At 27.7% G+C, this 16,841-nt stretch carries 9 protein-coding genes; 4 read left to right on the top strand and 5 right to left on the bottom strand.

Going from position 1 to position 16,841, the window contains the following annotated elements; translation table 11 throughout:
- Nucleotides 1-34 precede the first annotated feature (34 nt).
- A complete protein-coding gene (locus tag QZ288_RS01255; protein ID WP_295154106.1) occupies nucleotides 35-1,423 on the bottom strand; it encodes a GntP family permease in 1,389 nt (462 codons plus the stop codon).
- A gap of 48 nt (nucleotides 1,424-1,471) precedes the next feature.
- The gene (locus QZ288_RS01250) at nucleotides 1,472-1,783 is read right to left on the bottom strand and encodes an HPr family phosphocarrier protein (protein ID WP_295154104.1); all 312 of its coding nucleotides are present in this window, start codon (nucleotides 1,781-1,783) and stop codon (nucleotides 1,472-1,474) included.
- Nucleotides 1,784-2,065: 282 nt separating this feature from the next.
- Here QZ288_RS01250 and uvrA point away from each other — a divergent pair, with 282 nt between their 5' ends.
- Nucleotides 2,066-7,882 (top strand): excinuclease ABC subunit UvrA, encoded by a 5,817-nt coding sequence (gene uvrA, locus QZ288_RS01245; protein ID WP_295154102.1) that lies wholly within the window; start codon nucleotides 2,066-2,068, stop codon nucleotides 7,880-7,882.
- Nucleotides 7,883-8,092: 210 nt separating this feature from the next.
- Here the strand turns inward: uvrA and QZ288_RS01240 are convergent, their stop codons facing one another.
- Both QZ288_RS01240 and QZ288_RS01235 read right to left on the bottom strand, forming a co-directional pair.
- Nucleotides 8,093-9,196, bottom strand: coding sequence for a DUF3298 and DUF4163 domain-containing protein (locus QZ288_RS01240; protein ID WP_295154100.1), 1,104 nt, complete (start codon nucleotides 9,194-9,196; stop codon nucleotides 8,093-8,095).
- 95 nt (nucleotides 9,197-9,291) lie between these two features.
- A complete protein-coding gene (locus QZ288_RS01235; RefSeq protein ID WP_295154098.1) occupies nucleotides 9,292-10,503 on the bottom strand; it encodes a glycosyltransferase family 2 protein in 1,212 nt (403 codons plus the stop codon).
- Nucleotides 10,504-10,742: 239 nt separating this feature from the next.
- On the opposite strand from QZ288_RS01235, the gene QZ288_RS01230 reads away from it, so the two are divergent.
- The 3 genes from QZ288_RS01230 (at nucleotide 10,743) to QZ288_RS01220 (ending at nucleotide 15,875) form a co-directional block, all read left to right on the top strand.
- Nucleotides 10,743-13,364 carry a homocysteine S-methyltransferase family protein gene (locus QZ288_RS01230; protein WP_295154096.1) on the top strand — a complete coding sequence of 874 codons (2,622 nt, stop codon included), beginning with the start codon at nucleotides 10,743-10,745 and terminating at the stop codon, nucleotides 13,362-13,364.
- Nucleotides 13,365-13,728: 364 nt separating this feature from the next.
- The gene (locus QZ288_RS01225) at nucleotides 13,729-14,529 is read left to right on the top strand and encodes a vitamin B12 dependent-methionine synthase activation domain-containing protein (RefSeq protein ID WP_295154094.1); all 801 of its coding nucleotides are present in this window, start codon (nucleotides 13,729-13,731) and stop codon (nucleotides 14,527-14,529) included.
- 347 nt (nucleotides 14,530-14,876) lie between these two features.
- Nucleotides 14,877-15,875, top strand: a complete 999-nt coding sequence (locus QZ288_RS01220; RefSeq protein WP_295154093.1) for an alpha-1,2-fucosyltransferase — start codon at nucleotides 14,877-14,879, stop codon at nucleotides 15,873-15,875.
- Nucleotides 15,876-15,883: 8 nt separating this feature from the next.
- On the opposite strand, the gene QZ288_RS01215 is transcribed toward QZ288_RS01220, so the two are convergent.
- The gene (locus QZ288_RS01215) at nucleotides 15,884-16,807 is read right to left on the bottom strand and encodes a methylenetetrahydrofolate reductase (protein ID WP_295154091.1); all 924 of its coding nucleotides are present in this window, start codon (nucleotides 16,805-16,807) and stop codon (nucleotides 15,884-15,886) included.
- Between the last annotated feature and the right edge of the window lie 34 nt (nucleotides 16,808-16,841).

Below are 16,841 nucleotides of genomic sequence, written 5' to 3'. Positions count from 1 at the left end.
AATATTATTATTATAAAGAGAATATATAATATTATTATCTAAATAAAAAAGCAAGTATCATTATAATAATGAGAGCAGTAATACCCTGAACAAATGTAGCTAAAGTTCTTGCTTTATATGCATCATTTATTTTTAATCCTGATAATTCTACTACTATCCAAAAATAGCTGTCATTAGCATGCGATGCTATCATAGATCCTGCTCCTATAGACATTAATACTAATATTTGCGATATAGGAGTATTAAATCCCAATGTATTAAGTAAAGGAGCAAAAAGAGTAGCTACTGTAACTACTGCTATTGTTGATGATCCTAACATTATTTTTAATGCTGATGCCATAATAAAAGGCAGTATCAATCCTATATTTAATGAACTGAATATATGTCCTAATTCTGGTATTATATTAGCTAATTCCGTAGATTTTAAAACTTCAGCAAATGCACCGCTTGCTCCTACTATAGCCAATATACTTCCTGAAGACCTTATACCATCGCCTATCCACATAGATATTTCTTCTTTATTAAATTTATGCGTTAAAAGAAGCGAAAATAAAAAACCTATGAATAATGCCATAGATGGTTCTCCCAAAAATATAAATATGTTTTTTATTATTCCGCTTCCTAGCCTAAATGAATCAAATCTTACAATACTTCCAATCGACATTAATATTATAGGAACTAATATAGGTGCTAAAGATTTCCAAGCAGGCGGAAGTCCTCCCATATCGCTTATTAAAGTTTCATATATAGGAGACTTATCAGGATAATTAGGTTTTTTTATATATTTTGCAATGAATATACCGTATGCAGCACCTACTAAAGAAGTTGGAATAGCAACTATTAATGCTATAATTATAATAGTTAATAGATGTGCTTCAAGTCCGAATAAATTTACAACGGCAGCAGGTCCTGGCGTTGGAGGCACTAAAGCATGAGAGGCATAAAGTCCTGTAGATAAAGCAACAGATAATGCTACAGGAGATGCTCCGCTTTTTTTGGCAACGGCTTTTCTTAAAGGAGTAAGTATTAAATATCCTGAATCACAAAATACAGGTATAGATACTATAAAGCCTAATATATTCATAGCCAATGCAGGATGAGATTTGCCTACTATTCTTAATACTATTTCGCCTAATTTTAAGGCTGCTCCTGACATTTCTAATATATTGCCTATAATACTTCCTAAAACTATTATTATGCCTACACTTGCTAATGCATTTCCAAAACCTTTGCCTATCAAGGCAGATATTGCAGTTATATAATTAGTATCATAATTATTATTAGATGGAATATGAAGCGTAAAAGCTAGAAATATAGCAACTAATAACATAGCTATAAATGGATGAACTTTAAATTTAATTGTTAAAATCATAACGACAATAATAGATATTGCCAGCATAACTATTACAAAATAACTAATCATTAAATACCCTTTTTATATATGATTATATAAATAATAAATTTGAAATTATCAGTCTTCTTCAGGAACTTCGGCATAAATATAGCCTTTTTCAAAGAATTCTATCAATTCTTTTTCTGCCTGTTTTGCCGTATCTTCCATTCCTTCTTCATATTCTATTTCTAAAATGAGATTCGCACCTTGAAATGCTCCAAGTCCCATAATATTAAATACGCTTTTAGCATCTGCCCTTATACCGTTATATAGTAAAAAGATTCCTATATTTGAATAATCACTTTTACTAGATATTTGAGAAAGTATCCCTGCAGGTCTTAAATGCATACCGTTTTTACTTTTGATTGTAACTACATTTGTTAATGTCATTAAATATCCTGAGAATTTATTATATCCATATTATAATATATTTATTTATATTTTTCAAGACTGCCTATACTTATCTAATTAATTATTTTATTATAAATAAAAATATTAAAAATTGTATATTATAAAAGCATAAAGATTTTGTTTATTTTTTTTAATATGATTTGTATGAATTTTTTTGTATGAATTCTAATGAACATATTTAAATATTTTTATTAAATACTTTCTATGTACAAACTCTTTTTTTATGATATAATTGTTTAACTTTTTTATAAGGATAAATGAATGGCTAATAATTCTATAGAAATAAAAGGTGCTAAAGAACATAATCTTAAAAATATATCGCTTTCTATACCGCATAAAACTCTAACTACTTTAACAGGAGTATCAGGAAGCGGTAAAAGTTCTCTTGCTTTCGATACTATTTTTAAAGAGGGACAGAGAAGATATTTAGAATCATTATCTGCTTATGCAAGGCAGTTTTTAGGGGTTATGGCTAAGGCTGATGTAGAACATATTGAAGGATTATCCCCTACTATTTCTATAGATCAAAAAAGCGTAAATAAGAATCCTCGCTCTACCGTAGGCACTGTTACAGAGATTTATGACTTTTTCAGGCTTCTTTTTGCAAGACTTGGAGTGCCTTACTGTTCTAAATGCGGACATAAAATTTCAAAGCAAAGCGAAGATCAAATCGCACAAAGTGTTTTAAGAGAGTTTAATGAAAAAAGAATTTTAGTTCTTGCTCCTATTGTAAGAGATAGAAAGGGAGAGTATAGGAAAGAAATAGAGGAAGTAAAATTAGCAGGATATCCTAGAATAAGAATTGACAATATAGTTTATAAATTTGATGAAGATGAAATACCTGAACTTAAAAGATATGAGAAGCATACTTTAGAAATAGTTATAGACAGAATAAAAGTTGAAAATAAATATTTATCAAGAATCACTGATGATATAGAAAGAGCCATAAGAATAACAAAAGGTTTAGCAGCATTTTATGAAGAACATGAAAATAGTGAAGAATCATCAGAAGCACAAACTGAAGAAAATACTAAAACAAAAAAGAAAAAAATCAAAATGAGTAAGCAGTTTGAAATAGATAAATATTATAAATTATACACAACTGAAAGATCATGTGCTAATTGCGGGCATTCCATTGCAGATATTGAGCCTAATTTATTTTCATTTAATAATCCTATCGGAGCTTGTACAGTTTGCGGAGGACTTGGAGTTGAGCATATATTTACTGAAAAGCATATTGTAAGAGATGAAAATTTAAATGTTTATGATGGGGCTTTATCTTGTTTTGTAGATAATCATATAGGCTTTGATGCTGAATATGGTATTGATGAACTAGAGATAATTGCAAAGACTTATAAAATAGATTTAAAAAAGGCTTGGAAAGATTTAACTAAAACAGAAAAGAAGTATTTATTATATGGTACCGATAAAGAAGTTAAATGGAAAAAAAAATTTTGGTATCATAGTAAAGATGTTGTAGAGAGAGTTCCCGGAATTTTGGACAGATTAAAATATGATTATGAAACCTATAAAAATAGTTATTATGCTAATTTTATGGATGAAGCTGAATGTCCTAAATGTAAGGGCAAGCGAATAAATGAAGATGCTTTATCTGTAAAATTTAACGGTAAAACTATATCAGATTTTTCTTCAATGACTATAGAAGACTTATATAATTATTTCATAAAATTAAAATTAAAGCCTAATGAAGAAGTAATAGGAAGCCCTATAATAAAAGAAATCATTTATAGATTAACATTTTTGGTAAAAGTAGGATTAACTTATTTGACTATAGAGCGTTCCTCACCTACTCTTTCAGGAGGCGAATCTCAGAGAATAAGACTAGCATCTCAGATTGGAAGCGGGCTTGAGGGCGTGCTTTATGTACTTGATGAACCTTCTATAGGTCTGCATCAATCAGATAATAAAAAACTAATAGAGTCATTAAAAGCATTAAGAGATAAAAATAATACTGTAATAGTTGTAGAGCATGATAAAGAAACTATGGAGGAGTCTGACTTTTTAATAGATATAGGACCTGATGCAGGTATAAATGGAGGCAATATAGTAGGTATAGGAGATTATGAAGACTTTTTGAAGTCGGACAGATCATATACAGCCAAATATTTACGCGGCGATGATGATATAGAAATACCAAAACAAAGAAGAGAAGGAAACGGAAAATTTTTAAAAGTAGTAGGAGCTAATCAATTTAATCTAAAAAATATAGATGTTGAATTTCCTTTAGGTTTATTTATTGTTGTTACAGGACTTTCAGGAAGCGGTAAATCTACTTTAGTTGAAAATATTTTAATGCGTGCATTACATAATCATTTTTACGGAAGTACTTTAAATGCAGGAAATCATAAAAAAATAGAAGGACTTGAAAATATAGATAAAGTTATAGAAGTAGATCAGTCCCCTATAGGAAGAACGCCTAGAAGCAATCCGGCAACATATACAAAAGTTTTATCCCCTATAAGAGATTTATTTGCAGCTACTAAATTATCTAAAATGAGAGGATATGATAAGGGAAGATTTTCATTCAATGTAAAAACAGGAAGATGTCCTACATGCGAAGGTGCAGGAGTAATAGAATTAGAAATGCAGTTTTTATCCAATGTATTAGTGTCTTGTGAGGAATGCGGAGGAAAAAGATTTAATGCAGAAACTTTGGATGTAAAATATAAAGATAAAACTATATATGATATTCTTGAAATGAGCGTATCTGAAGCTATTAATTTTTTTGATGGTATAACTTCAATCACAAGAATATTAAAAATAATGGAGGATATAGGGCTTGGATATATAAAATTGGGGCAGCCATCAACTACTTTATCAGGAGGGGAAGCACAAAGAATAAAATTAGCAAGCGAACTGCATAAAATATCTACAGGAAACACTTTATATATATTAGATGAGCCTACTACAGGGCTTCATTTTGAGGATATAAAAAAATTATTAAAAGCATTAGACGGACTTGCTGAGAAAGGAAATACTGTTTTAGTTGTAGAACATAATTTAGATGTTATTAAATGTGCTGATTATATTATAGATATGGGTCCTTTAAGCGGAGATAAAGGCGGCAGAGTTGTTGCTAAAGGTAAGCCTGAAGACATTATAAAAATAAAAGAATCTCTTACGGCAAAAGAATTAAAAGAAATATTAAAGCCTTCAAAAAATAAAAAAGAAGCTCTAAAAATAGAAGAAACAAAAAAAGAAGAAAATACTTCATTAATAATAAAAGGTGCTAATAAACATAATCTTAAAAATATAAATTTAACGCTTCCTAAAAATAAGATAAATGTTATAACAGGAGTATCAGGAAGCGGAAAAACTTCTCTTGCATTTGATACTATATTTAAAGAGGGACAGAGGAGATTTGTTGAATCGCTTTCCACTTATGCAAGAAGATTTTTAGGAAGATTTGAAGATGCTAATGTAGAAAAGATAGAAGGGCTTGCTCCTGCCATCGCAATAGATCAAAAAAATGTAGGAAGAAATCCGCGTTCTACTGTTGCAACTGTTACAGAGATTTATGACTATTTCAGACTTATTTTTGCAAGAGTGTCAAAACCGCATTGTCCTTATTGCTCTGATAAAGATACTTTAAAAGCTGAAACTCCTTCAATACTTGCTTCTGAAATTACTGATACTATGGATTTGTATAAACTTGTTATAATTTCTCCTTTATATCATAGTTCATTTAATCATAGATTTACTTTTAATGATGATGATGCTAAAAATATCAAAAAAATTATAGAAAAGACAAGAGAAGCAGGATATGTAAGAATGCAGATTAATAGTAATGATTATATTATAGATGATATAACAGAGAAAGATATTGATGCTTTATTAAAAGAAGAAATATATTCTGTAGGCATAGTAATTGACAGAATAGTTGCAGGCAAAGATAAAAGAGCGAGGATTGCAGATGCTATTGAAAGGGCTATGGATTTATCAAGCGGAGTAGTACATATAAAAGCTTCGCACGGAATAATAGTAAAAGAAAGTTTCCATACGAAATTTCCTGCCTGCTTGCTTCATGGTATTTTATTTGATTTTGAAGCTACGCCGAGACATTTTTCATTTAATTCGCATTGGGGATATTGTGAGGAATGCAAGGGGCTTGGAAGTAAGCCTGCATTTAGTATAGATTTAGCAATAAAAGACAGCACAAAACCATTATTAAATGGTGCATTGGATACTTCTCTTAATAATATGTTTTCTTCTCAAGGAAAATATTATGCAGAACATTATGCATATCCATTATTAAAGTTTTTAAAAAGAAATTCTATAGCTAAAAAAGATTTATATGAAACTCCTTTTAATGAGCTTGATAAAAAGGTTATAGATGCTTTTTTCTTTGGAAGCGATTATTCTGTAGGAAATGTTATTACGGCAATGCATTCTAATAATGATATTACAAGCGATGATTATTCAGAGTGGAAAGATAAATCTTTCGGCAAGTTTTTTATTGATGAGGAATGCAGTTTTTGTAATGGAGAGAGATTAAATGAAATAATAAGGTCTTACACTATACAAAATAAAAATATAAGCCAAGTATGTGCAATGACAGTTGAAGAAGCTGCTTATTTTTTTAATGAACTTCCTAATCTTTTAAGTGAAAGAGAAAATACTATATCAAAAGAGGCAGTAAAAGAGATAAGAACAAGATTGAGTTTTTTGGATAAAGTAGGACTTGGATATTTATTTTTAAACAGAAAATACTCTACTCTTTCAGGCGGAGAAGCACAGAGAATAAGACTTGCAAGTCAGCTGGGTTCTAAACTTACAGGCGTGCTTTATGTATTAGATGAGCCTACTGTAGGGCTTCATCCGAGAGATACAGATCATCTGCTTGATACATTGAAAGAATTAAGAGATTTGAAAAATACTCTTGTAATAGTAGAACATGATAGGGACACAATGAAAGCAGCTGATAATATTATAGATATGGGTCCTTTTGCCGGTAGTTTTGGAGGAGAAGTAATTTTTCAAGGCAAATATGATGATATATTGAAAGATGATAATTCTATTACAGGAAATTATTTAAGCGAAAGAAAAAAAGTATTTGAAAAAACTGCTGTAAGAAATGAAGAAACTGAATGCATAAAATTAAAAAATGTTTCAACAAATAATTTGAAAAATATTGATGCTGATATACCATTAAAAAAGATAGTAGTTGTTACAGGAGTTTCTGGAAGCGGTAAATCTTCATTAATAATAGATACTCTCTACCCTGCCCTAAAAAAACGAAGAATCAATCAATATTCAAAATTTGAAAGCGTTGAAATACCAAGCATTGTTTCAGACTCTATATTAGTTGATCAGATTTCAATAGTAGGCTCTATTAGAAGTACATTAGTAAGCTACAGCAAAGTATTTGATAAAATAAGAAATATATTTGCAAAGACTCCTGCAGCTAAAGCAAAAGCATTTTCTTCAGGAAGATTCTCATATAACGGCAAAGAAGGAAGATGCAGTATCTGTGACGGCAAAGGCATAAGAAAGATTGCTATGCACTTTTTATCCGATATGGAAATTGTTTGCGAGGCTTGCGGAGGTAAAAGATATAATGATGAAACTTTATCTGTAAGATTCAAATCTTTAAACATATCTGAGGTACTAGAATTGACAGTTGATGAGGCAATAGAGTTTTTTGACTTTGATAAATCAATCATAAAAACACTTTCTATAATGAGCGAAGTCGGGCTTGGCTATATAAAACTTTCTCAAAGGCTTGACACTTTTTCAGGCGGAGAATTACAGCGTTTAAAACTTGCATCAGAATTATCAAAGAAACAAGGCGATGAGCATATAGTTTATATATTGGACGAACCTACTACAGGGCTTCATTTTGATGATGTTAATAAACTTCTCATAGCTTTAAATAAATTAGTAGAAAAAGGACATAGCGTTATAATAATAGAGCATAATCCCGATGTTATAAAATCTGCTGATTATATAATTGATTTAGGATTAGAGGGCGGAATTAACGGAGGAGAGATAATTGCAAAAGGTACTGTTGAAGAGATTTTAGAGATGAAAAAAGGATATACTTGGAAGTATATTTAATTTATAATGTTTCCTTTTTGTATCTTGCTGAATATTCTCAAAAAACTTGTATTTTGAATTATAACAATTCTGAAAATACTTTAGATATTTATTAATTTAGTTTTAAAAAAAACTATATTGAAAAAGTAAATTTAATTTTTGAATGAAAAAATATAGAGGATAATTAAATTAATAATTACCCTCTTATAAACTTTATAGTTAATGTTTTTATTATTCAAATATAGTTTTGTATTCGTCTTTTAAATAAGGCTTAATTTCTTCTATTGGAATTAATACTCTAGTCTCGCCTATTGAATAAGGTCCGATTTCGTATATTCCCCAAGTAAATACTAAACCTTTTGATGTCAAATAGAAATTATTATCTTCTAATGAAATCTCATCTAATCCGAAATATGAATTAGCATCTCTGCCTTCTATTTTTATTAATTTATCTTTTACTAAATTAATCAAGTCAGCATTTTTTAAATCTGTTATTAAATCTTCTATTTTTAATTTATTTCCTGTTTCTAATGAGTATACGCTGTTTATTGTAGCATAATTTCCATGTGCACCGCCTGTATATTCATAAACAAATTTATTTATAGAAACTATCTTTTCGCTTAAATAGTCTATGCCGAATTGAGAAGAATAGTCTTCTATATATGAAATATAATCGGACTGTACCCATTCATCATATATAGGAGTCATTTTATTGCTTATTAAGCTTTGGGCTGTTAATAATTTTGTCAAATCATTGAAAATACTTGTATCAGTAATTCCAAAGTCTTTATTTATATCCAAATTAATTTTATTTATGACAGCAGATTTACTGTCATTATTTAAAGCAAATACTGCGGTTTTAAATTGGAAAGATTTTTCATCATCAGTTTTAGGAGAAACATTTGAATAAATATACTCAATTATTCTAGCACCAGTTATAGGAGTTTTTGCCGCTTTGAAAGTCATTTCTTTACCGTCTATTTTAGCAATAAACGGATAAGCAATGCTTGGGAAATTTCCTTCTAAAGTTTTATTATCATAAGAAACAGCTGAAATATTTCCTTCATCAAGCTCCCCTGCTCTTGTAACATTGAATATGTTTAAATTTTGATTTGTATCTCTATAATATATTATTCCAAAATTCCCATTTTCATTTTGGGCTATTTCAGAATTGATATATTCACCTGTATCAGCTTTTAAATAAACAACTTCATAGTTATTAGCTTCTTCATTTTCACTAAGCTGTAATGGTTTGATTTCTGCAATATTATTTGAATTACTGCATGAAACAAAAATTAATAAGGTACATAATAATGTTGAAAAAATAGCTTTCATTTTTTACTCTCTTTATTTATAATACTACTCCTAAAAATATAATAATTATAACAAAATATAAGTTTTTATGTAAAAAACTTTATTATAATATTTAATTATTTTAATTTTATTTTTATAAATAATATTTTTATATATTTGTTTTCTTTATCATCTGTATTAATAGAAAATATATTTTTTAATAATGAATTAAATGAAATAATTACAGGTTCTTTAAAGCATTTATTATTTTTCAAATTTATTTTTATTCCAAATAATTTTATATTTATATAATATTCATATATTATTATAGAAAAAAAGTAAGGTGTAAGTTTATTTATAATTTTTTTATATTTATTTTTTTCAAGTTCATCATATTCTTTTATTTTTAAATATTTATTAATAATATTTAAATCAAAATTATTTTCTAAAATTTTTATATATTCATTTTTATTTTCATCATTAACTATCTTTTCTTTTAAAAATCTATACTGATTATAGTAAATAGTATAGTAGTAAAATCCATATAATATTTCATCATCTTGTTTTTTTAGAAATTTTAAAAATTCATCACAGGCAGTTTTTGAACATTCGCATAAATAGTTATAAGAATCAAAATTTAAATTTGAAGTATTTTTATTGCTTTCTCCAATACTTATATAATAATAATATAGCTGTTTATTTATAGATGAATAAGATGAAGCAAAATAACAAATCATCAATGACTGCAGCATATCCTCTGCATTCATAAGCCTTATATCGGGCATATATTCAGTAATTTTTTTGATTATATTAGATTTATAAGCTTTAGCACACATATTATGAGGTATTTTTTCCTCTGCTATTTCATTTAGTAAATATTTTTCATTAATTAAACTGCGGTTTGCAGATAAATACCATTCTACTTTCATTATCATTTTTTGTTTTTCTTTTTTTGCAATATTTATATTTTTATCTAAAATAGCTTTTATATTAAAATGTATAATATCAGCTTCTTTTTTTTTATATTCTTCATATACTTCATAGCACATATTAATATCAGCTTCATCATCAGAATCTATATAAATAATATATTTTCCAGATGCTTTTATATTACCTGTTTTTCTAGCTAAAAATAACCCTTTATTAATATTATGCTTTATATAAATTATTCTTTCATCATTATATTCAGAAACTATTTCATCGCAATTTTGAGGCGAGCAGTCATTTACTATTATTATTTCTATATCTTTGAATGTTTGATTAACAACACTGTCTAAACATCTTCTTAAATATTTTTCAGTATTATATATAGGTATAATCAAAGAAAAAAAAGGCTGGTTTTTATTCATTAAAATGCCTTAAATTATTATATAGAATATACTAACATAATTTTAATAATATTACAAACTTTTTATAAAATTTATAATCTGCTTATGCATTAAATACTACCATATACTTTTATGATATTTAGAATGCTTAGATAAAATTAAGTATAATATAATTTAAAATACATATCATTATATTTTAATACTTGTTATATTTCAAATTTATATTAGAATGTTTATAATTATAGAATTGGATATAAATAATGTATTGTACAAAAGAAAGATTAAAAGAACTTATAAAAAAACAGTATTTAATAATAGACGGTGCAACAGGTACAGAACTTCAAAATAAAGAAATCAAAAAAGAATCTTGGATTATAAATGGAAATAATATAGAAGGCTGTAATGAGATACTCAATATAACTGCCCCTAATATAATGAAAGAAATACATATAGATTATCTTAATGCCAATGCCAATATAATAAAAACAAATAGTTTCGGAGCTATACCTTGGGTTTTAAGCGAATATAATATTGCAGATAAAACTTATGAACTTGCAAAAGCAGCAGCATTAATAGCTAATGAAGCAAGAGAAGAATATTTAAAAAATCCTAATTCAAAAGGAGATTTAAATAGAGACATTTTTATTGCAGGCAGTTTGGGACCGGGTGTAAAACTTCCGAGTTTAGGACAAATTACTTTTGATGAAATGTATGAAGGATATACTGAAGCTGCTAAAGGTTTAATAGATGCAGGAGCTGATATAATTCTTTTAGAAACATCTCAGGATGTTCTGCAGTTAAAATCAGCAGTATTAGCAGTTAATGATGCAGCTAAAAAATTAAATAAAGAAATTCCAATAATGGTTTCTGTAACTATAGAAAAAGAAGGTACTATGCTTTTGGGTACAGATATAGAAACTGCATATACAATACTTTCAAATTTGGATATATTTTCTATAGGTATGAACTGCGGAACCGGTCCTGATATGGCTATGCGTCATATAAAAAAACTATCACAAATATCATCTCTTCCTATATCAATACATAGTAATGCTGGACTTCCTGAAAACAGAGGCGGAAAAGCATATTATAGTATGACTGCAGAAGAATTTGCAGATATTAACAGCAGTTTTTTTAATTTAGAAGGACTTGCATTTATAGGCGGCTGCTGCGGTACTACTCCTATTCATATAAAGGCATTATCTGATAAAGCAAAAGGAATAAAACCAAAAAAAACAGCATTAGAAAAACCGATGCCTTATATAGCAAGTTTGTTTAATACAGTTAGTATAAAACAAAAACCTGCTCCTTTAATGATTGGTGAAAGAAGCAATGCTACAGGAAGCAAAATATTCAGAGAGCTTATGATAGCTGATGATATGGATGGTATGCTTGATATTGGAATAAAGCAGGTAAAGGCTGGAAGTCATGCAATAGATGTTAATGCTGCTTGGGCTGGAAGAGATGAAACAGAAGATATTACAAAAATTATTTCTGCTTATGTAAAGCAGATTTCTTTGCCTTTGGTGATTGATGCAATAAAACCAAATGTTATAGAGGCGGCATTAAAAGTATATGGAGGCAAATCAATAATAAATTCTGCCAATATGGAGCAAGGCGAGGAAAAATTTGATGCTATATGTTCATTAGCAAAAAGATACGGTGCTTCTATAATGCTTCTTACAATAGATGAAAAATCAATGGCTTTAACTTGTGAAGATAAATTAAGAATGGCTGAAAGAATGTATAATCGTGCTGTTAATGTTCATAAAATACTTCCTCATGATATAATATTTGATCCTCTTACATTTACACTTGCAAGCGGAGATGAAAATAGTTTTTCAGCAGGCATTGAAACTTTAAATGCTATAAAAGAATTGTCAAAAAAATATCCTGAAAGTTCAATAAGTTTGGGGGTATCGAATATATCTTTCGGGCTTAAAGAAGAGGCTAGAAAAATAATGAATTCAGTATTTTTGTACGAAGCCGTTAATTACGGACTTACCGCTGCAATTGTCAATGTAGCTCAAATACTTCCTATTTCAAAGATAGATGAAAAAGAAATAAAATTAGCGAAAGAATTAATATATAATAAAAATAATACCAAAGAACCTTTAATAAATTATATAAACCATTTCTCTGATAAAAAAGAAAAGAAGGAATTAGATTCAGATAATAAAGAAAACATTAAGAAACCTATAAGAGAAGCTATAAGAGAGGCTATGCTTGACGGCGAGTGGAAAGATATGGAGACTTTACTTAATGAAGTAAAGAAAAGCAGTGAAGAGTTCGGCGGAGAAAAGAAATTTGCACAAACTATAATTGATGAAATACTGCTTCCTACAATGGCTGATATAGGCGTGAAATTTGGAGAAGGAACTATACAGCTTCCATTTGTTTTGGGTTCTGCTGAAGTGATGAAAAAAAGCGTTGATTTTTTATCTGAGTTTTTAGAAAAGAAGAAACAGGAAAAAACTGCTAAAATTATACTTGGTACTGTTGCAGGCGATGTGCATGATGTTGGTAAAAATTTGGTAGAAATTATTATAAAAAATAATGGATTTGAAACAGTTAATATCGGTACTAAAGTATCTATAGAAAAGTTTTTAGAGGCATATCAGGAGCATAATGCTGACTGCATAGGGATGTCAGGTCTTTTAGTAAAATCCACAGAAGTTATGAAAGATAATCTGGCATATATTAAAGATAAAGGATTAAAAATACCTATACTTCTCGGAGGGGCTGCACTTACAAAAGAGTTTGTAGAAAATGACTGCAGGAAAGTTTATGGAGATAGTGCTAAAATATTTTACTGCAAAGACGGATTTGATGATATTTTGGCTATAAAAGAAATAATAGCAGACAGAGATAAAGAAAAATAATAATAAAAAATACAGATAGTTAGTTGGTCTTGATAGTTTATTATAGATATAATAAGCCGAGTCTCCAAGTAATGAAATTGCTTCGGAACTATTAGACGAGGCGACCAAGTAGGCGGCATAACAACAATTAAAAAAGTGAGCCGAAGTACATCGATAATTTATTATCGATGTAGTTAAAGCGACGCCTGTCAACACTGTAGTGGACTTCGTCGGCGAGCATTGCCAAAGGCACGCAGAGCGACGAACAATTTTTATTAGCAATAATAATAAATAATTTAAAAAAAAGCGAGCCGAATCCAGCTAGTGAGTTTACTCACTAGCTTATTATAAGGCGAAGGCGAACATAATAATATAAGGAATTTAAATGGCAGAAATAAATCATAAAAATCATCAGCATTATATTAATGAACCTCCATTCTATGGAAGAAAAGTTTTTGAGTTTAATAAGCATATAGAAAAAGAAGCTTTTGATATGATAAATAAAGTAAGACTTTTTAGAGCAGGATTCGGTTATTCTGCTAAGAATCAGGATATGAACAAATATAATGAAATGATTAAAACAAAAGTAGAGCCTAAATATGAAGAGATGAAAAATAATATTATAGAAAATAACTTGATTGAGCCTATAATGATTTACGGATTTTATGAAACTATCACAGAGAATGATAAATTATATATATATGATTCTGATGAATTAAATAATAAAAAAATAGAAATACCTTTAGAGCGTATGGAAAAAGAACCTTATAATTCTATAGCTGATTTTTTTGATAAGGAAAAAGATACTATTGGTTTTACTCTTGTAAGTCTTGGAGAAAAGTTTCATAATTTTTTGAAAGGCTTATACGATAATGATGATTATAAAGATTATTATTTTTATAATGCACTAGGAACGCATATTATAGAAAATTATGCCGACATACTTCAAACTTATATGGATAATTTACTTAATTTAAAAAATAATGGAAAAAGAAAACATATAGGATGCAGGTATTCTTTTGGTTATAAGGCACTTTCAAATATGTACGGCAATAAAATAATATTTGATAAACTGAAGCCTGAAGAGTTTAATATCACTCTTACAGAAAGCTATATGATAAATCCTGAAATCAGCACCTGTGCTATAGTGTCATTCTGCGAAGATGCTTATTATTTTGCTGATTAATATTTTATAAAGCTAATAGTAAAATAAGATTTGTTATTCCTATAATTACTGTTATGTTAACTATAATTAGTACATATTATATAATAAAAATTATAATGGCTAAGTATATAACTAAAAAATGATATATTTAGAAAATATATAAGTTATTTAAATTATTATTATAGTATTTAAAATATATTAAATATTTTAAATAAAATTTTTAATTTTATATAAATCAAATTATTTTTTATATTTTATTTTTATCGTTATAAGTATATTATTAGATGTATTAATATAAAATAATTTTTGACAAAATTCAAAATATATAGTATTGTATGAAAACATAACAGTAATTAGAGGTACATATTATGTTATATAAAAATTACAGAGATTTAGTAAACAAAAAAATAGCTTGGTTAATACCAATTAAAAATATAAGAGATGGATTTAGAAATATTTTAGATGATATTATCAATACAATGTATAAAGTTGAATATCTAACAGATAAAAGTAATTTAATAGAAAATAAAAATAAACGTGTATTTATAATGTGGTCATGTGATGGTTTTGCAGGTCAATTATGGAGATATATACTTGGCGAAGCAATCAAACAAAATTATAATGATGTAACTGTAAAATATGATATAAGCTGGCATATAAATGGAAAAGATGCTTACAACAAAGAGAAAAGAATTTTTGATTTGGCTAATTGTTTTCCAGATTTAAATATTGAAATAGCTTCAAAAGATGAAATTGAAATATATAGAAGATTATTCACATTTAGATGCGATGATGATGTATCTGTACCTTATTTTACTGAAATTTTAAATACAAGAAAAAATCTATATATTGATTGGTATCCGCCAATGCTGAAATGCGATATGGATATTATTAAAGAAAAACTTGATTTAGATAAGCATTTATTTCATAGATTAAAAGATAAGAATTTAGATATATATAAAAAAATAGCTGAAACTGATGCTTCTGTGACAATTCATATAAGGAGAGGTGATGTAAAGCTTCATGGCGGATATGCAGTCTTTAATAATGATGATAATTTATACAAAAAATATTTATTTAAATCCATAGATAAAATGATGATTAAATTAAAAGATAAAAAACCTAAATTTTTCTTTATTTCAAATGATATGAATTGGGTAAGAAATAATATAATAAATAAATTAAATATATCTATTGATTATGAAGAAGTGACAGGAAATGAAGATCAAGTATATTTTGATTTATATCTTTTATCACTTGGAAAAAATATGATACTGACAATAGGAGGATTTTCTGATTTTGGTGCTTTTTTTAATAAAAATCCGAATCCTATAATAATAACCCCGCATAATATAGATTCAATTTAAATAAATTATCAAATATTTTTTAATAAATCAACGACAAAGTCATAATTATTCATACTCATTATATGCATTTTTTTATGAATCTTTATCATATCATTAAATAAATTAACTGATAATTCTAATGCAGTTTTTTTTTCTTCTTCAGGAGATTTATCGCTTGCTTTTTTTAATTTATTAAGCCAAGTTTCAGGTATATAAGCCCCCTGAAGTTTATAATATATAAAGTATGCTGTTTTATAAGTAAATATAGGAAAAAATCCTGCCACTAATATAGGCTTTTCTTTTAATGGAAGTTCATCAATACATTCTAATAAAAACTCTAATCTCTCAGATTCATATATAGGCTGGGTAAATATTGCTTTTACTCCTGAATTTGCTTTTTTAGCAAGCCTTACTTTCAAACTGTCATTATCTTTAGCATAGCTGTTTATTACGCAAAAAGGATATATAGGCTTTAATTTTTCTTTAAAAGCAAACTCCCCTAAACTTTTTCCTTTGTTTAAATTTCTTATTATATTTACTAATAATTCAGAGCTTCCTTCAAATACTGCTTTAGCTTGTTTTTGATTTCCTTTAGATACAGCATCTCCTGTAACTGCAAGTATCATTCTTATATCAAAATAATTTGCACCTATTAAATCATTTTGCAAAGCTATTGAGTTTTTATCTCTCATAGTTTGTGTTATAATGAATGGTTTATTATTATTTAGCCTTTGTTTTAACTGCAATGCTGCTAGTATTGATGATATTTTTAAGTTTGCAGACGGCGAATCTGTTATGACAAAACTGTCTGCATAATCAGATATTCCTGAAGCATTAATTTTTTCTTCTATGTATCCTAAATCATATTTAGCCTGAGGCGATATTTCTAAGGTAAAAGTATATTTATCCTTATCTTCTAATTTTTTTATAAAATTTTCTACATAATTATCCATATTAAAAAATAGTATCCTAAATATTATGTTAATA

The organism is uncultured Brachyspira sp., assembly GCF_910578695.1.
Taxonomy (GTDB): Bacteria; Spirochaetota; Brachyspiria; order Brachyspirales; family Brachyspiraceae; genus Brachyspira.
The sequence above is the reverse complement of the archived record's forward strand: the minus strand, read 5'-3'. Positions and strand labels throughout refer to the sequence as shown.